This window comes from Streptomyces sp. AK08-02 (genome assembly GCF_033795085.1).
In the GTDB taxonomy this organism is placed as follows: domain Bacteria; phylum Actinomycetota; class Actinomycetes; order Streptomycetales; family Streptomycetaceae; genus Streptomyces; species Streptomyces echiniscabiei.
Genome location: NZ_JARAZV010000019.1, coordinates 150,622 through 167,248, shown reverse-complemented (window position 1 = coordinate 167,248; position 16,627 = coordinate 150,622). Strand labels below are relative to the sequence as shown.

Below are 16,627 nucleotides of genomic sequence, written 5' to 3'. Positions count from 1 at the left end.
GAACTTCCCGTTCTGTCCATCCTTGGGCATGCAGTCAAGCACCGGTCGCCCTGGACGCGGGAGCGGCCCTGAGATTTCGGCCGAGACCCAAGAAGGTCGTGAGGCCGTCCCGACCCACGAGGGGGTGAGCGGGGACACACGGTTCGACGACCCCTGGTACGACGCGCTTGCCTCTGGCTGGGGCGAGTTGGACGGCACGGGTGCGCCCGCCCCCGTCGTTCCGCCCTCGCGCCGGGAGCAGGAGAGCCCGGGTGGCGGCGCGGCGGACGTCTATCTGGAGGTACAGCGCAGTGCTGCCTTTCAGGAGGTACGCAGGCGGTACCGAAGGTTTGTGATCCCCGGCGTCGTTGTCTTCCTCACCTGGTACGTGGGCTATGTGGTGACCGCGACCACGGCGCCCGGTTTCATGGCCCGGCCGGTGGTGGGCGCGGTGAACGTGGCGATGCTGGCCGGCCTCGGACAGTTCCTCACGACATTCCTCTTCACCTGGGCCTATGCGAGGCACGCACGGCTGCGCAGGGACCGGGCCGCGCTCGATCTGCGCTGGGACACCCAGGAACTGACGCGTGGCCTTCGAGGCGGTGGATCGTGACCGGCAATCATCAGATGCTGGCGTTGGTGCTGTTCAGTGCGTTTGTGGCCGTCACGCTGGGCATCACCACCTGGGTGAGCCGGCACCGACAGGGCTCGGCGGAGGAGTTCTACGCGGGCGGGCGGCTCTTCTCACCGATGGAGAATGGTTTTGCCATCGCGGGCGACTACATGTCGGCCGCGTCCTTCCTCGGGATCTCCGGCCTCATCGCTCTCTTCGGCTACGACGGGCTGCTGTACTCGGTGGGCTTCCTGGTGGCCTGGCTGGTCGTGCTGTTCCTGGTGGCCGAACTGGTGCGCAACTGCGGGCGGTTCACGCTGGCGGATGTCGTCGCGGCCCGGATGCGTGAGCGGCCGGTGCGGATCGCCGCGGGAACTTCCTCGGTCACCGTGTCCGTTCTGTATTTGGTGGCGCAAATGGTCGGCGCGGGCAGTCTGGTCGCGCTGCTGCTGGGTGGATCGAGCGAGGCGGCGCAGTCCTGGACGGTGATCGCGGTCGGCGCGCTCATGGTGGTCTATGTGTCGTTGGGAGGGATGCGGGCCACCACCTGGATCCAGATCGTCAAAGCGGTCCTACTGATGGGCGGGACGATCGCGCTGACCGTGCTGGTGCTGGTGCGGTTCCACGGCGACGTCGACCAGTTGCTGCGCACTGCGGCCGCGCGCAGCGGTCATGGTGACGCGTTCCTCGCTCCCGGGTTGAGGTACGGCGGAGACTGGACCTCGCGTCTGGACTTCATCAGCCTGGGGCTCGCCCTCGTACTGGGCACGGCCGGGCTGCCCCACATCCTCTCCCGTTTCTACACCGTGCCGACCGCTCGGGCCGCGCGCCGGTCGGTCGTCTGGTCGATCGGGCTCATCGGCGGTTTCTATCTGATGACGATCGTCCTCGGCTTCGGCGCTGCAGCGATCGTCGGACCGCAGGCGGTCCGTGGCTCGAACGCGGCCGGGAACACGGCGGTCCCGCTCCTGGCCCTCGATCTGGGTGGCGGCGCGGACTCCACAGGCGGAACGGTTCTGTTCGCGATCGTCGCCGCCATCGCCTTCGCAACCATTCTCGCGGTGGTCGCAGGCATCACCCTCGCGTCCTCGGCGTCGGTGGCACACGACCTCTACGCGTCACTGCGTCGCCCACGCGCCAAGCCGCGAAGCGAGGTGGCTGTGGCCCGGACCGCCGCGGTCGGCATCGGCGTGGTCGCGATCGCCCTCGGCCTGCTGGCCCGCGACCTCAACGTGGCGTTCCTGGTGGGACTCGCCTTCGCTGTCGCGGCGTCCGCGAATCTACCGGTGCTGCTCTACTCGCTCTTCTGGGGCGGCTTCACGACCCGGGGCGCGGTGTGGTCGGTGTACGGGGGGCTGATTCCGTCGCTGGTCCTGGTGCTGCTGTCGCCCGTGGTGTCGGGCAGCCCCGAATCGCTGTTCCCGGGAGTGGACTTCCAGTACTTCCCGCTGCAGAACCCGGGGCTCATCTCGATCCCGCTGGGATTCCTCGCCGGCTGGCTCGGCACGGTCACCTCGGCGGAGGACCCGGACGAGGCCAAGCACGCGGAGACCGAGGTGCGGTCGCTCACGGGGGCGGGGGCCGTCTAGGCCCTGTCGTCAAATTCCCGTCGTCGCCGGGCAGGCGGGAATTTGACGACAGGACCTAGCGGGCGGCGACTTCACCGTCGTACGCCGCTGAGCGGGGGAGCGGCTCACGGGGCCACCCATGCGTACTGGTGTTCGGGGCGGCCGGTGTCGCCGTACTTGAGGGAGAGGCGGAGACGGCCTTCCTGTTCCAGGTGGCGGAGGTAGCGCTGCGCCGTGGAGCGGCTCAGGCCTGTCTTCGCGGCCACCTCGTGAGCCGAGAGCGGATGGCCGGCGCGGTGGAGCACACCGCAGATGAGATCCGTGGTCGGTTCCGAGTGACCGCTCGGCAGGCCGGGGGACGCGGGGCCGGGTGGCGTGCGCAGGGCGCCGAAGATCCGGTCGACCTGCTCCTGGCCGGCCTGGCTCCGGTCGCCGACGTGGTCGACGGTGCGGCGCATGGCGGCGTAGGAGTCCAGACGGGTGCGCAACGCCGCGAAGGTGAACGGCTTGACCAGGTAGTGCACCGCGCCCAAGCGCATCGCGGTCTGCACGGTCACCACGTCACTCGCCGCCGTGATCATGATGACGTCGGTGCAATGGCCCTGCTCCCGCATGCGGTGGACGAGTTCGAGTCCCGTCTGGTCGGGCAGGTAGTGGTCGAGCAGGACCAGGTCGATCGTGCCCTGCTGTACTGCGGCCAGAGCCTGGGCGGCGCTGTGCGCGCGGGCGGCCACCCTGAACCCGGAGACCTTTCCCACGTACTTGGCGTTGATCTCCGCGACGCGGAGATCGTCGTCCACCACCAGGACGTCAATCATCGGGCCTCTCCCTCAGGGCCGACGAACACAACAGACCTTTGCCGGCAGAAGAACGGCTTGCGGCCAGAAGACCGATGCTGTGGCATGTGCCGTGTCTCGCGCCATTGAATGGCGTGGAGCGAGCAAGATCTTCACAACTTCGCGGGGGTCCGCCTGTTCCTCAGGTGCGGGTCGCCCACACATAACGGTGCTCCGGGCGGCCGGCGTCACCGTACTTGAGGGTGAGTCTGGCCCGGCCCGTGCGCTCCAGCAGCTTCAGATAGCGCTGGGCGGTCTGGCGGCTCACCCCGGTCCGTTCGGCGATCTCCTGGGCCGACAGGGGGCCTTCGGCGTTCACCAGGGCTCGGCGCACGAGTTCCGCGGTGGTGGAGGAGTGGCCCTTGGGGAGCTCGGGCTCGGGGCCGGAGGAAAGGGCTCCGAAGATCCGGTCCACCTCGGCCTGTTCGGCCTCGCCGCCGCTGTCCAGGGTGCGGCGCAGTTCCGCGTATGCCTCAAGTTTGGCGCGCAGCCCCGCGAAGGCGAACGGCTTGACCAGATACTGCAGTGCCCCCTGCCGCATCGCCGCCTGAACGGTCGACACGTCCCGGGCCGCCGTCACCATGATCACGTCAGTCTCACGACCGCGCCGACGCATCTCCTGGACGACCGAGAGGCCTGTTCCGTCAGGCAGATAGTGGTCCATCAGGACGAGGTCGATCTGGGGCAGGGCCTCCAGTTGCCGCAGAGCTTCGGCCGCGCTGTGCGCCTCCCCCGCGACGTGGAAGCCGGGCACCTTCTCCACGTAGGCGGCGTTGACCCGCGCCACCCGGGTGTCGTCGTCCACGACCAGGACCTCGATCATCTCGACTCCTCGTGCGGGGCGTGGGCGCCGGTGGCCGGGATGGCGGTCGGTTGGGGGAACGGTTCCGGGTCCGGGACGCGTGCGTGTTCCTCCGGGATGTGCCTGTGCCGGGGTTCCGGCGCCGGATCGGCCTCAGCGAGGGCCTCCGGCAGGACGACCGTGAACTCCGCGCCCCCGCCCTCGGCCTCGTCCGCGCGTGCGCTGCCACCCTGACGTTCCGCGAGACGGCGTACCAATGGGAGCCCGATTCCGCGTTTGCCGTGCGCTGGCGGCTTCTTCGTGGACCAACCCTCCGTGAAGATCAACTCACGCTGTTCCGCCGGGATTCCGGGCCCTGTGTCGCGCACTGGGAGGACCGCGGTACGGCCCTCCGCACGCAGTTCGACCTCCACGCGCGCGTGCGCGGTGCCGGCGACGGCGTCCAGCGCGTTGTCGACCAGGTTGCCGACGACGGTGACCAGTCCCCTGGGATCGACCAGCCGGTCCGGGAGCAGCGTCCGGTCCGAGACCCACAGGGCGACACCGCGCTCCGCCGCCACGGTGGCCTTGCCGACCAGCAGTGCGGCGAGCAGCGGATCGCGGATCTTCTCGGCGACCTGTTCCGCGGTGGCCCGATGGTCGCCGACCACCTCGCCGACGAACTCCACGGCGTCGTCGAACATCTCCAGTTCGAGCAGCCCCAGGAGCGTGTGCATGCGGTTGGCGTGTTCGTGGTCCTGGGCGCGCAGCGCGTCGAGCAGACCGTGCGTGGAGTCGAGCTCACGGCCGAGCTGCTCCAGCTCGGTACGGTCGCGCAGGGTGGCGACGGCTCCTCCGTCGTCGGTGGGCATGCGGTTCGCGACCAGGACACGCTGGCCGCGCACGGTGAGCAGGTCGGTGCCGGTCACGCGGCCGGCGAGCACATCTGTCGTACGGCCCTCACCGAGCGCCTCGTCCAGGGAGCGGCCGACAGCCTCCTCACCGATGCCCAGCAGACGCTGCGCCTCGTCGTTGAGGAGCCGGACACGGCCCGCGCGGTCCAGCGCGACGACACCCTCGCGGATGCCGTGCAGTACGGCCTCGCGCTCCGCGAGCAGCGCCGCGATGTCCGAGAACGCCAGGTCCCGGGTCTGCCGCTGCACCCTTCGGGAGATCAGCCAGGCGGCCAGGGCGCCGACGGCCATGGCGCCGCCCGCGTAGGCGAGCAGCCCCGGAATCGCGTGGAACAGCAGGGCGCGGACACTGTCGTACTCGATGCCGACAGAGACCGCTCCGATGACCTTCCCGCCGGTGTCCCGCAGGGGCACCTTGCCGCGGGCCGAGCGGCCCAGGGTGCCGCTGTCGATCTCCATGACCTCCTTGCCCGCCAGTGCCTGGCGGGGGTCGGTGGAGACCACCCGGCCGATCTGCTTCGGATCCGTGTGCGACCAGCGCACGCCCCGCATGTCCATCACCACGATGTACTCGGCCCCGCTGGCCTTCCGGATCAGCTCCGCCTCGGCCTGGACGGGCCCGTCGACGGTCGGCCTGCTTCGCTGCAGGTCCTCGGCGAGCTGGGGCTGGGCGGCGGTGGTCTGCGCGATCGCCAGCGCCCGGCGCATCGCCTGGTCGTCCAGCTGATCGCTGAGCGGCGCCAGGAACAACCCGGTCGCGAGCACCGCGACTCCCGCGGCGATGGCCACCTGCATCAGCAGCACCTGCGAGAACATGCGCCGCGGCAGACCGAGGCGCAGGCGGCGTGCGGGGGGAGTGGGGCTCATACCCATGACGGTACGGGGACGAGGGCGCCGTTCCGTAGAGGGGTGTGACGTGGATTCCTTGTCAACACTGTGGATCAGTGCCCGTACGGGGTGCTTGACGGGCGGATCCCGGCTGCGGAGGAGCCGGTGACCGGCGTAGTGCCCTCAGTGCGCCGGGGCCGCGGACTCCAGTTCGCGCAAGGCCACCACGTCCATCCGCGCCGGCGAACCCAACGCCGATCCGCAGCTCTCGGGGCGAGGCGGCAGCGCGGTGCCCTGGACGACGGTGACGCCCCACCGGCGGCCGTCGGCGTGAGCGACGGTCACCTCCCAGCGTGGTGCCGAGCCGTCAGTGCGTACGACACTCAGCGCGTCCGCCGCGTATTCGCGCGCCGCCGCGCGGACGGCCAGTTCCGCGGCCTGGCCGGGTCGCCCCCACGCGGAGCCGCCACGGCAGCCCTCCAGGACGACACGCCCCTCACGCACGCCCTGGAGGATCTCCTTGACGTGCGGGGCCTGCGCGCGGCCGTACGCGTATCCGTACGGGAGGACGAGCAACGTCGGGGAGAAGCGGTGTCCGCCGAGGTGGGTGACCTCCCAGGCGCCCTCGACCCCGGAGGCGGCCAGTTCGGCCGCGAGGGGACGGCCCAGCAACGCGCAGCAGCGGTCGCGCTTGCCGTTGGTGCAGACGAGCGCGAGGGGATCGCCGGTGTGGGGCCGTGCCTGGAGGACGGAGTCGAAGCTTCCCGGGGCACCTTGGCCGAGGGCGGCGAAGTCGAGGTCGATCAGTTGCTCGGGGGCGCGGGTCGTGGCGCTGTGCAGCCAGACGTTCCCGGGCGTGACGTGGGCCGCGTACACCTGCCTCACCGCGGGGGTACCGAAGTCGGCGTGGCGGCCCGGCCGGCGGATCAGCGCGACCCGTACGCCGGTGCCCTCGGTGGCCTTCTCCAGGGCCCGGCCGAGTGCGGGGTCCAGATGGCTCATGGTGAGCGCCTGGGCGCCCCACGGGCCCGGTTGTTCCAGCAGCAGCCAGGTCCTCGCGGTCGCGGCGGTTCCCGCGATGGGCTCGTCGAGGTCCCGGGAGACGGTTGCGCACCTACTCACAGAGGTGAGCCTAACCTGACCTCGGGGCGGGGATGCTCTTCGTCGCGCTGAACGGGTGATTCCGGTGTCCTCGGGCTACGGGCGAGAGGAGTCCCGCGCGCGGGGATCCTCGCAGGGGTGGAGCCGGTGGCCGAGCCAGGGGACATGGCGGCCCACGCGCGGCTCGTCCGCCGCCACGGGAGCCGCGTCGTCTTCGTCGAGCCCGGCCGACACGGCCGCGGAGGGGTGAGCGCGGGCTGACGCGGCGACGCGTACGGCGAGAGGGCCGGCGCGGCCGGGTCGTGTCCACGAGGACGCTGATCGCCGTGTCCAGTGGGCGCCCGGACGTGCGGTGACGCGCCGTCGGCGATCCGGACGGTGAGCCGGATCAGCGGCGGTGGGTCAGTGAACCTTCGTCGCGGTGGCCGGGTGAGCGCGTCGGCAGAGCGGCGCCGAGGGCGGGCGAAGAGCGAGGATGAGAGTGCCGCCGATGCCCAGGACGGTGACCGCGGAGCGGTCGAAGCGGAGCGAATCGGTGGCTGCCGTGGCGATCGCGGCGCCCCTGGGCCAGGCAGCCCGTCACTCCGGTGCCACGCCCGGCCCGTGGCCGCGCCTACCGCTGGAAGTCGATCACTCGGCGACGACTCCTCCGGCTCGTATCCTGGGTCGCATTCGTTCCTCGTACGCGCGCGGGGCCCCGAGCCGGTGTGCGCGTCGGCGTGAGAGAGGCCGCAGATTTTGAGTCAGCCGGGTCCGAGCCAGAGCCATCGGCAGATCCCCGTCGTCGTCCTCGCCGGTTTCCTCGGATCCGGCAAGACCACCCTCCTCAACCACCTCCTCCATCGCAGCGGTGGCAGTCGTATCGGGGCCATCGTCAACGACTTCGGGGCCATCGAGATCGACGCGATGGCCGTCGCGGGGGCGCTGGGGGACTCCACGGTGTCGCTCGGCAACGGATGCCTGTGCTGTGCTGTCGACGCGAGCGAACTCGATGTCTATCTTGACCGACTCACTCAGCCCTCGGCCCGGATCGACGTCATCGTCATCGAGGCCAGCGGGCTCGCCGAGCCGCAGGAACTCGTGCGGATGCTGCTCGCCAGTGAGAATCCCCGGGTCGTGTACGGGGGGCTCGTCGAGGTCGTCGACGCCGTCGAGTTCGACGGCACTCGGGTGAAGCACCCCGAGATCGACCGGCATCTCGCGCTCGCCGATCTCGTCGTCGTCAACAAGGTCGGGCAGGTCCCCGATGGTGGTGAGCGGGTTCTGGGGACCGTGCGTGGGCTGGTCGACCGTGCCGCTGTGGTCCCCGCCGACTACGGACGGGTCGACCCCGAGTTCCTCTTCGACTGCCGACCGACCGAGGAGCGCATCGGTCAGTTGACCTTCGACGACCTGCACCAACACGAGGAGGGCAGTGCGGAAGCCCATTCCGGGCATCTGCACGCCGCCTACGACAGTCTCTCCTTCAGCTCCTCGACTCCGCTCGACCCGCGTCGGCTGATGGACTTCCTCGACAGCCGGCCCGAAGGGCTCTACCGCATCAAGGGGTACGTCGATTTCGGGCCGCACGACCCGGGCAACCGGTACGCCGTGCACGCCGTCGGGCGGTTCCTGCGGTTCTATCCCGAGCCCTGGGCCGCCGGTGAGCCCAGGCTCAGTCAGCTGGTCCTCATCGGGTCCGGCATCGGACTGCCCACCCTCGGCAAGGAGCTGGAGGCCTGTATGGACGACGCCCCACACGCCGACGAGCACAGCATGTGGGGCGTCCTGAGATACGTACAGGAGCAGAGTCCGGAGGACTCCGGAGAGGCCGGCTGACCTACACCGGGCCCGTCACCACACCCACCGTCCTCGGCAGCGACACGCCCGAGCCGTCGCGGCGCGGGTCCATCTCCGGGAGCTCCGCCGGGGTGCCGTTCCTCTGGGACGCACGTGCCGGGGTCGGGCCCGCCCAGGCCAGGGACAGACAGTCCTCGCCCTTCAGGAACCGCTGGCAGCGGACGCCTCCGGTGGCGCGCCCCTTGCGCGGATACTGGTCGAAGGGCGTCAGCTTCGCCGTCGTCTGCACGGAGTCGTCCAGAGTGCCGCGCGAGCCGGCCACCGTGAAGACGACCGCCTCCACCGCCGGGTCCACCGCCGTGAACGAGATCACCTTGGCGCCGTCCGTGAGCTTGATGCCGGCCATACCGCCCGCCGGCCTGCCCTGCGGGCGGACATGGGCGGCCTGGAAGCGCAGCAACTGGGCGTCGTCCGTGATGAAGACCAGGTCCTCCTCGCCGGTACGCAGCTCCGTGGCCCCGATGATCCGGTCGCCGTCCCTGAGCGTGATGACCTCCAGCTCCCCCTTGTTGGAGGGATAGTCGGGGACCACACGCTTGACGACGCCCTGCTCCGTGCCGATCGCGAGGCCCGGCGACGACTCGTCGAGTGTCGTCAGGCAGACCACCGTCTCGCCGTCCTCCAGGGAGAGGAACTCCGACAGCGGGGCCCCGCCCGAGAGGTTGGGCGCCGCCATCGTGTCGGGGAGGCGTGGGAGGTCGATGACGTTGATACGCAGCAGGCGGCCGGCCGACGTCACCGCGCCCACCTCGCCCCGCGCCGTCGCCGGTACCGCGGAGACGATCAGGTCGTGCTTCGCCCGGCGGCCGTCCTCGTCCGCCGGGAACGGCTCACCGTTCGCCGTACGTGCCAGCAGGTCCGTCGAGGAGAGCAGGACCCGGCACGGGTCGTCGGCCACCTGGAGCGGGACGCCGGCCGCGGGGGCGGCGCCGGCCGACTCCAGCAGGACCGTACGACGCTCGGTGCCGAACTTCTTGGCCACCGCGGCCAGTTCGGTCGAGACCAGCTTGCGCAGTTCCGCGTCCGACTCCAGGATCCGGGTCAGCTCCGCGATCTCGGCGGCCAGCCGGTCCTGCTCGGACTCCAGCTCGATCCGGTCGAACCGGGTCAGCCGGCGCAGCGGGGTGTCCAGGATGTACTGCGTCTGGATCTCCGAGAGGGAGAAGCGCTCCATCAGGCGTTCCTTCGCCTGCGCGGAGTTGTCGCTGGAGCGGATCAGCCGGATGACCTCGTCGATGTCGACCAGCGCGGTGAGCAGGCCCTCGACCAGGTGCAGCCGGTCGCGGCGCTTGCCGCGGCGGAACTCCGAGCGACGCCGTACGACCTCGAAGCGGTGGTCGAGATAGACCTCCAGGAGTTCCTTCAGCCCCAGGGTGAGGGGCTGGCCGTCCACCAGCGCCACGTTGTTGATGCCGAAGGACTCCTCCATCGGCGTCAGCTTGTAGAGCTGTTCCAGGACGGCTTCCGGCACGAAGCCGTTTTTGATCTCGATGACCAGACGCAGGCCGTGGCTGCGGTCGGTGAGGTCCTTGACGTCGGCGATCCCCTGGAGCTTCTTCGAGCCGACCAGGTCCTTGATCTTGGCGATCACCTTCTCCGGGCCGACCGTGAACGGCAGTTCGGTGACGACCAGGCCCATGCGGCGCGCCGTCACGTTCTCCACCGACACCGTGGCACGGATCTTGAACGTGCCTCGGCCCGACTCGTACGCGTCCCTGATCCCGGCGAGGCCGACGATCCGGCCGCCCGTGGGCAGATCGGGGCCCGGGACGTGCCGCATCAGGGTGTCGAGGTCGGCGGCCGGGTAGCGGATCAGATGCCGGGCGGCCGAGATGACCTCGCCGAGGTTGTGCGGCGGCATGTTCGTGGCCATACCGACGGCGATGCCCGACGCGCCGTTCACCAGCAGGTTCGGGAAGGCGGCGGGCAGCGCCACCGGCTCCTGCTCCTGGCCGTCGTAGTTGGGGGCGAAGTCGACCGTGTCCTCTTCGATCGACTCCGTCATCAGGGACGTCGCGTCGGCCATACGGGCCTCGGTGTACCGCATGGCGGCCGGCGGGTCGTCGTTGCCCAGCGAACCGAAGTTGCCGTGCCCGTCGACCAGCGGCACGCGCATGGAGAACGGCTGGGCGAGACGCACCATGGCGTCGTAGATCGACGAGTCGCCGTGGGGGTGCAGCTTACCCATGACCTCGCCGACCACGCGGGCACACTTCACATAGCCGCGGTCGGGGCGCAGACCCATCTCGTTCATCTGGTAGACGATGCGCCGGTGTACGGGCTTGAGGCCGTCGCGGGCGTCGGGCAGGGCTCGGGAGTAGATGACCGAGTACGCGTACTCGAGGAAGGAGCCCTGCATCTCGTCGACGACGTCGATGTCGAGGATCCGCTCCTCGAAGTCATCGGGCGGCGGGGTCTTCGTGCTGCGGCGGGCCATCGCTGCCGGCTCCTTCTGTTTCCTGTCGTTCGCCTACGGGGCGCGCCCCTGCGGCTCACTCCTGCTGAGACTGAACGGGATCTGACGCGGACCATTGTGGACTGCCGCACTGACAACGCGGACCAAGGCCCGTCCCCGCGGCGGTGTTGGGTGTTGGCCGCCGATGCTGAAACGTACCGCCTGGAACCCGAGGAATCTCGCTGTCGGCGTACGTCCGCCGGGAACTTCGCCAGCACTCCACACGCTTGCATACAGTGGCAGGACCGGCAGGAAAACAGCGGTTGCAACAACCGCATCCGCGATCGAAGGGACGTACATGCCCATGGGTCACACGGCCACAGCCGAGGCAGGCTCCGGCGGCCTGACAGCGACCGAGCACCGCCTCGCCAACGGGCTGCGCGTGGTGCTCTCCGAGGACCACCTGACCCCGGTCGCAGCAGTGTGCCTCTGGTACGACGTCGGGTCGCGCCACGAGGTCAAGGGCCGTACCGGCCTGGCTCACCTCTTCGAGCACCTGATGTTCCAGGGTTCGGGCCAGGTGAAGGGCAACGGCCACTTCGAACTGGTCCAGGGCGCGGGCGGTTCGCTCAACGGCACCACCAGTTTCGAGCGCACCAACTACTTCGAGACCATGCCCACCCACCAACTGGAGCTCGCCCTCTGGCTGGAGGCGGACCGCATGGGCTCGCTGCTCGCGGCCCTCGACGACGAGTCCATGGAGAACCAGCGGGACGTCGTCAAGAACGAGCGCCGACAGCGCTACGACAACGTCCCCTACGGCACGGCGTTCGAGAAGCTGACCGCCCTCGCGTACCCGGAGGGACACCCCTACCACCACACGCCGATCGGTTCGATGGCGGACCTGGACGCGGCGACGCTGGAGGACGCGCGCGCGTTCTTCCGCACGTACTACGCGCCCAACAACGCCGTCCTGTCGATCGTCGGGGACATCGACCCCCAGGAGACCCTCGCCTGGGTCGAGAAGTACTTCGGATCCATCGCCGGGCACGACGGCAAGCCCGAGCCGCGCTCCGGGGCACTTCCCGACGTCATCGGCGAGGAACTGCGCGAGGTCGTCGTGGAAGAGGTCCCCGCGCGCGCGTTGATGGCCGCCTACCGGCTCCCGGAGGACGGCACGCGTGCGTGCGACGCGGCCGACCTGGCGCTCACCGTCCTCGGCGGCGGCGAGTCCTCGCGCCTCTACAACCGGCTCGTACGGCGGGACCGTACGGCGGTCGCGGCCGGGTTCGGCCTGCTGCGGCTGGCCGGAGCGCCCTCCCTGGGGTGGCTGGACGTGAAGACCTCCGCGGACGTCGAGGTGCCGGTCATCGAGGCCGCTGTCGACGAGGAGCTCGCCCGGTTCGCCGCGGAGGGCCCGACGGCCGAGGAAATGGAGCGTGCGCAGGCCCAGTTGGAGCGCGAGTGGCTGGACCGGCTCGGTACGGTCGCCGGCCGTGCCGACGAACTGTGCCGCTTCGCCGTGCTGTTCGGCGACCCGCAGCTCGCCCTGACCGCCGTGCAGCGCGTCCTCGACGTGACGGCGGAGGAGGTCCAGCAGGCCGCCAAGGCCCGGCTGCGTCCCGACAACCGCGCGGTGCTCGTCTACGAGCCGCTCACCGCCGACACTGCCACCGACACCGACGAGGAGGCGGCCAAGTGACCGAGCTCGCCACGATGGAGTTCCACCCCCAGCCCCAGGCGGGCGAGGCCCGGCCCTGGGCCTTCCCGGCCCCCGCGCGCGACACGCTCGGCAACGGCCTGACCGTCCTGCGGTGCCACCGCCCCGGCCAGCAGGTCGTCGCCGTCGAGGTGCTCGTCGACGCCCCCCTGGAGGCGGAGCCGGCCGGTCTCGACGGTGTGGCCACGATCATGTCCCGGGCCTTCTCCGAAGGCACCGACAAGCACTCCGCCGAGGAGTTCGCCGCCGAGTTGGAGCGCTGCGGCGCCACCCTCGACGCGCACGCCGACCACCCGGGTGTCCGCCTCAGCCTCGAAGTCCCCGTGTCGCGGCTCCCCAAGGGGCTCGGTCTGCTGGCCGACGCCCTCAGGGCGCCCGCGTTCACGGACAGCGAGGTCGAGCGGCTGGTGCGCAACCGGCTCGACGAGATCCCGCACGAGACGGCCAACCCGGCCCGCCGCTCCGCCAAGCAGCTGTACAAGGAGCTGTTCCCGGCGTCCTCGCGCATGTCACGTCCGCGCCAGGGCACCGAGGAGACGGTCGCGAAGATCGACGCGGCGGCCGTCCGCGCCTTCTACGAGAGGCACGTCCGGCCCGCCACGGCCACCGCCGTGGTCGTCGGCGACCTCACCGGCGTCGACCTGGACGCGCTGCTCGGCGACACCCTGGGGGCCTGGACGGGCTCGTCGGCCGAGCCGCGGCCCGTGCCGCCGGTGACCGCCGACGACACCGGCCGGGTTGTCATCGTGGACCGTCCGGGCGCCGTGCAGACCCAGTTGCTCATCGGCCGCATCGGCGCCGACCGGCACGACCGTGTCTGGGCCGCCCAGGTCCTCGGCACGTACTGCCTCGGCGGCACCCTCACCTCCCGTCTGGACCGTGTCCTGCGCGAGGAGAAGGGCTACACCTACGGTGTGCGGGCGTTCGGCCAGGTCCTGCGCTCGGCTGCCCCCTCCTCCCCCGGAGGGGCCACGGGCGCCGCGCTGCTCGCCATCAGCGGTTCCTTCGACACCCCGAACACCGGTCCCGCCCTTGAGGACCTCTGGAAGGTGCTGCGCACCCTCGCGGCCGAAGGGCTCACCGACGCCGAGCGCGATGTCGCGGTGCAGAACCTGGTCGGCGTCGCCCCGCTCAAGTACGAGACCGCGGCGGCCGTGGCCAGCACGCTGGCCGACCAGGTCGAGCAGCACCTGCCCGACGACTACCAGGCGACGCTGTACCGCCAACTCGCGGCGACCGGCACCGTGGAAGCCACCGCGGCGGCCGTCAACGCCTTCCCGGTGGACCGGCTGGTGACGGTCCTCGTCGGCGACGCGGCGACCATCGAGGGGCCTGTCCGGGCCCTCGGTATCGGTGAAGTGAGCGTCGTCCCCGCCGAGTAGCGGCATCGGCGTACACGGCAGGGGCCCGGTGGCGAAAGCGTCACCGGGCCCCTTTTTGTCCGTGTTGATGGGCAAGTTGCCCGTATTGATGGAGAGGTTGACGGTCTGCACTGTGGCATGTGCGACAAAACCCGTGATCGGTTTGTTGATTGAAAGAGGTCCCGCTTAGCGTCTGTCCGGCTGTCCGTCATGCAGTGCGCCGCAGCCGCGGCACCGGGCAGTCATCGCCGAGTCCCCGTACGGCGCGAGCCAGGGGAGCCGGGGACCCACCATGTGCAGTCCCTGGGGTGAATCGGACGCCCGCGCGCGCAGCGAGGGGGTCCGTAGGAGACCTTCCTGCTCCGAACCCGTCAGCTAACCCGGTAGGCGAGAAGGAAGGAAAGGACCAGCCACTACATGGCGTTCACCCGCGCCACCGGGAAGCACCGTCGTCCCAGCCGCCCCAGCCTTGTCACCCGTACGACCGCCCGCGCTGCCGGCGTCGCCGCCCTCGCGACCACCGGAGTCGTAGGCTCTCTCGCCGCCCCGGCGCTCGCGGCGGAGTCCGCCGTCGAGCAGACCGGACTCACCCCGGTGATCTCCATCGGCGAGTCGCTCGCTGCCCAGATCGACGCCCAGGCCGCCGCCCAGGAGCAGGCCGCCGAGAAGGCCGCCGCCGAGAAGAAGGCCTTGGCCGCCGCGCAGAAGGAGGCGGAGGAACGGGTCAAGGAGGCGCGCGAGGCGCAGGCCCGTGCCGCCCGCGAGGCCGAGCGCAAGCGCCTCAACAGCTATGTCGCCCCGATCTCCGGCTCGTACATCTCCACGGGCTACAAGGCGGGCGGCGGCATCTGGTCCTCAGGCAGCCACACCGGAGTCGACTTCCACGCCGCGTCCGGCACCACCGTGCACGCGGTGGGCTCCGGCACCGTCGTCGAGGCCGGCTGGGGTGGGTCCTACGGCAACAACATCGTGATCAAGATGATCGACGGTACCTACACCCAGTACGGTCATCTGTCGTCCATCAGCGTCTTCGTCGGCCAGACGGTCACCCCGGGGCAGCAGATAGGCCTCTCCGGGGCCACCGGCAACGTCACCGGTCCGCACCTCCACTTCGAGGCGCGCACGACCCCGGAGTACGGCTCGGACATCAACCCCGTCGCCTACCTCCGCTCGCACGGTGTGAACGTCTGACGAACCCGCGCACCACTTGTCGTGGCCCCGGCTCCCCGAGCCGGGGTTTTCGGCGTTTCGGAGGGTGGTGTGTCCAAAAAATATCCATGGATTCCGGCCTGCCGTCGGAAATTCCGGTTCTCTGCAATAGAGTCACTGAACACACGTCAATCGTCGACGTTTCACGGGGATTAAAGCGGAGGTCGGACATGCGTATTCCGGCGCACTCGGTATGCACGGCTATCCGGGACGACATCGTCGCCGGTGTCTACGAGCGCGGCAGCCGGCTCACCGAGGAACTGCTGGCGCGCCGGTACGGCGTCTCGCGCGTCCCCGTTCGTGAGGCCCTGCGCACGCTGGAGGCCGAGGGTTTCGTGGTCACCCGGCGGCACGCGGGCGCGTGCGTCGCGGAGCCCACCGAGCCGGAGGCCTCCGACCTGCTGGAGATGCGCATGCTCCTGGAGCCGCTGGGCGCCTCCCGGGCCGCCCAGCGGCGGACCGAGGCACACCTCAAGGTGCTGCGCGGCCTGGTCAGGCTGGGGCAGGAGCGGGCCAGGAGGGGCAACAGCGAGGATCTGCGCTCCCTGGGGGGCTGGTTCCACGAGACGCTCGCCCAGTCCTCCGGAAGCCAGGCCCTGGCCTCGACGCTCACCCAGCTCCGGCACAAGATCGCCTGGATGTACGCGGTGGAGGCGCCGGCCAGCCCGGTCGACTCCTGGGCGGAGCACGGGGCGATCGTGGACGCGGTGGCGCGAGGCGACAGCGAGCGGGCGCGGGCGATCACGGCGCTGCACACCGAGCGGGCGACCGCCGCACACCGACTGCGCTTTCCGGGCGGCGGAGACCGCCCGGATCGTGTGAGGACTTCGCAACATCCCGTAAACATGACGGGCCTGCGTCATTAACACGGGCGCCGTATACAAAGAGGGTTGAATTCGCGGGGGATTATTTTCGCTGCCCGCGATCGGAAATGACAAAGGGCCCGCCTGATATTCAGGCAGGCCCTTCGTGGTGTGCGAACGGTGTTTGTGAAGCGGAGTCCGCCGACACCGTCAATTGACGGACCCGCGCGGTCCTCAGACCGTCTCGGGAAGTTCCTCGAGCCCTTCGGCCACCAGCTTCGCCAGGCGGTCGAGCGCGGCGTCGGCGCCCTCCGCCTCGGAGGCGAGGACGATCTCCTCGCCGCCCTGGGCGCCCAGGCCGAGGACCGCCAGCATGGAGGCCGCGTTGACGGGGTTGCCGTCGGCCTTGGCGATCGTCATGGGGACACCGGCGGCCGTGGCCGCACGGACGAAGATGGAGGCGGGGCGGGCGTGGAGGCCCTCCGCCCAGCCGACGTTGACGCGGCGCTCAGCCATGTGATGCTGCCCTTCACTGTCTCAGGGTTGTCTAGACCATTGTTCCATAGCGTGAAGCGTGCCGGAAGGCAGGACGAAACCTGTTCCGGAACCGCGTTCGAACCCCGGCCCGGGTCCGACTTCGGTCCCCCACAGACTGCATCGCGACGCTGTCGGACGCGAGC

General features: G+C 70.3%; 13 protein-coding genes and 1 riboswitch. Of the genes, 7 read left to right on the top strand and 6 right to left on the bottom strand.

Annotated features, from left to right (window positions below):
• Positions 1–28 precede the first annotated feature (28 nt).
• Complete coding sequence (locus PV734_RS35470; protein ID WP_319096036.1) at positions 29–592, top strand: DUF485 domain-containing protein; 564 nt, start codon at positions 29–31, stop codon at positions 590–592.
• Entirely contained in the window at positions 589–2,181 is a 1,593-nt protein-coding gene (locus tag PV734_RS35465) for a cation acetate symporter (protein ID WP_319096037.1), read from the top strand. The genes PV734_RS35470 and PV734_RS35465 overlap by 4 nt, the downstream gene beginning before the upstream one ends.
• 104 nt (positions 2,182–2,285) lie before the next feature.
• On the opposite strand, the gene PV734_RS35460 is transcribed toward PV734_RS35465, so the two are convergent.
• The 4 genes from PV734_RS35460 to PV734_RS35445 form a co-directional block, all read right to left on the bottom strand.
• Positions 2,286–2,978, bottom strand: a complete 693-nt coding sequence (locus PV734_RS35460; RefSeq protein WP_319096038.1) for a response regulator — start codon at positions 2,976–2,978, stop codon at positions 2,286–2,288.
• A gap of 160 nt (positions 2,979–3,138) precedes the next feature.
• Positions 3,139–3,819: a response regulator gene (locus PV734_RS35455; protein WP_319096039.1), complete on the bottom strand. Its 681-nt coding sequence runs from the start codon at positions 3,817–3,819 to the stop codon at positions 3,139–3,141.
• Positions 3,816–5,564, bottom strand: a complete 1,749-nt coding sequence (locus tag PV734_RS35450; protein WP_415924315.1) for an ATP-binding protein — start codon at positions 5,562–5,564, stop codon at positions 3,816–3,818. The genes PV734_RS35455 and PV734_RS35450 overlap by 4 nt, the downstream gene beginning before the upstream one ends.
• A gap of 138 nt (positions 5,565–5,702) precedes the next feature.
• Complete coding sequence (locus PV734_RS35445) at positions 5,703–6,641, bottom strand: sucrase ferredoxin (RefSeq protein ID WP_319096041.1); 939 nt, start codon at positions 6,639–6,641, stop codon at positions 5,703–5,705.
• A 717-nt stretch (positions 6,642–7,358) separates the two neighbouring features.
• Here PV734_RS35445 and PV734_RS35440 point away from each other — a divergent pair.
• Positions 7,359–8,438 (top strand): GTP-binding protein, encoded by a 1,080-nt coding sequence (locus tag PV734_RS35440; RefSeq protein ID WP_319293527.1) that lies wholly within the window; start codon positions 7,359–7,361, stop codon positions 8,436–8,438.
• 1 nt (position 8,439) lies between these two features.
• Here the strand turns inward: PV734_RS35440 and PV734_RS35435 are convergent, their stop codons facing one another.
• Positions 8,440–10,896 carry a DNA topoisomerase IV subunit A gene (locus PV734_RS35435; protein WP_319293524.1) on the bottom strand — a complete coding sequence of 819 codons (2,457 nt, stop codon included), beginning with the start codon at positions 10,894–10,896 and terminating at the stop codon, positions 8,440–8,442.
• Between the two features lie 322 nt (positions 10,897–11,218).
• Between PV734_RS35435 and PV734_RS35430 the strand changes: the two genes are divergently transcribed.
• The 4 genes from PV734_RS35430 (at position 11,219) to PV734_RS35415 (ending at position 16,010) form a co-directional block, all read left to right on the top strand.
• Entirely contained in the window at positions 11,219–12,556 is a 1,338-nt protein-coding gene (locus PV734_RS35430; protein WP_319096212.1) for a pitrilysin family protein, read from the top strand.
• Positions 12,553–13,956 (top strand): pitrilysin family protein, encoded by a 1,404-nt coding sequence (locus tag PV734_RS35425; RefSeq protein WP_319096044.1) that lies wholly within the window; start codon positions 12,553–12,555, stop codon positions 13,954–13,956. The genes PV734_RS35430 and PV734_RS35425 overlap by 4 nt, the downstream gene beginning before the upstream one ends.
• 215 nt (positions 13,957–14,171) lie before the next feature.
• Positions 14,172–14,339: riboswitch (cyclic di-AMP (ydaO/yuaA leader) on the top strand.
• A 13-nt stretch (positions 14,340–14,352) separates the two neighbouring features.
• A complete protein-coding gene (locus PV734_RS35420) occupies positions 14,353–15,126 on the top strand; it encodes a M23 family metallopeptidase (RefSeq protein ID WP_319293521.1) in 774 nt (257 codons plus the stop codon).
• Between the two features lie 188 nt (positions 15,127–15,314).
• Positions 15,315–16,010: a GntR family transcriptional regulator gene (locus PV734_RS35415; protein ID WP_319096046.1), complete on the top strand. Its 696-nt coding sequence runs from the start codon at positions 15,315–15,317 to the stop codon at positions 16,008–16,010.
• Between the two features lie 171 nt (positions 16,011–16,181).
• Here PV734_RS35415 and PV734_RS35410 read toward each other — a convergent pair whose 3' ends face one another.
• Positions 16,182–16,463 (bottom strand): HPr family phosphocarrier protein, encoded by a 282-nt coding sequence (locus PV734_RS35410; RefSeq protein ID WP_006379745.1) that lies wholly within the window; start codon positions 16,461–16,463, stop codon positions 16,182–16,184.
• Between the last annotated feature and the right edge of the window lie 164 nt (positions 16,464–16,627).

What these genes read in the sequence shown, in the direction of transcription:
- PV734_RS35470 (WP_319096036.1), top strand. Translation starts at nt 29, where the DNA reads ATGCAGTCAAGCACCGGTCGCCCTGGACGCGGGAGCGGCCCTGAGATT.
- PV734_RS35460 (WP_319096038.1), bottom strand. Translation starts at nt 2,978, where the DNA reads ATGATTGACGTCCTGGTGGTGGACGACGATCTCCGCGTCGCGGAGATC.
- PV734_RS35455 (WP_319096039.1), bottom strand. Translation starts at nt 3,819, where the DNA reads ATGATCGAGGTCCTGGTCGTGGACGACGACACCCGGGTGGCGCGGGTC.
- PV734_RS35450 (WP_415924315.1), bottom strand. Translation starts at nt 5,564, where the DNA reads ATGGGTATGAGCCCCACTCCCCCCGCACGCCGCCTGCGCCTCGGTCTG.
- PV734_RS35435 (WP_319293524.1), bottom strand. Translation starts at nt 10,896, where the DNA reads ATGGCCCGCCGCAGCACGAAGACCCCGCCGCCCGATGACTTCGAGGAG.
- PV734_RS35430 (WP_319096212.1), top strand. Translation starts at nt 11,219, where the DNA reads ATGGGTCACACGGCCACAGCCGAGGCAGGCTCCGGCGGCCTGACAGCG.
- PV734_RS35420 (WP_319293521.1), top strand. Translation starts at nt 14,353, where the DNA reads ATGGCGTTCACCCGCGCCACCGGGAAGCACCGTCGTCCCAGCCGCCCC.
- PV734_RS35415 (WP_319096046.1), top strand. Translation starts at nt 15,315, where the DNA reads ATGCGTATTCCGGCGCACTCGGTATGCACGGCTATCCGGGACGACATC.
- PV734_RS35410 (WP_006379745.1), bottom strand. Translation starts at nt 16,463, where the DNA reads ATGGCTGAGCGCCGCGTCAACGTCGGCTGGGCGGAGGGCCTCCACGCC.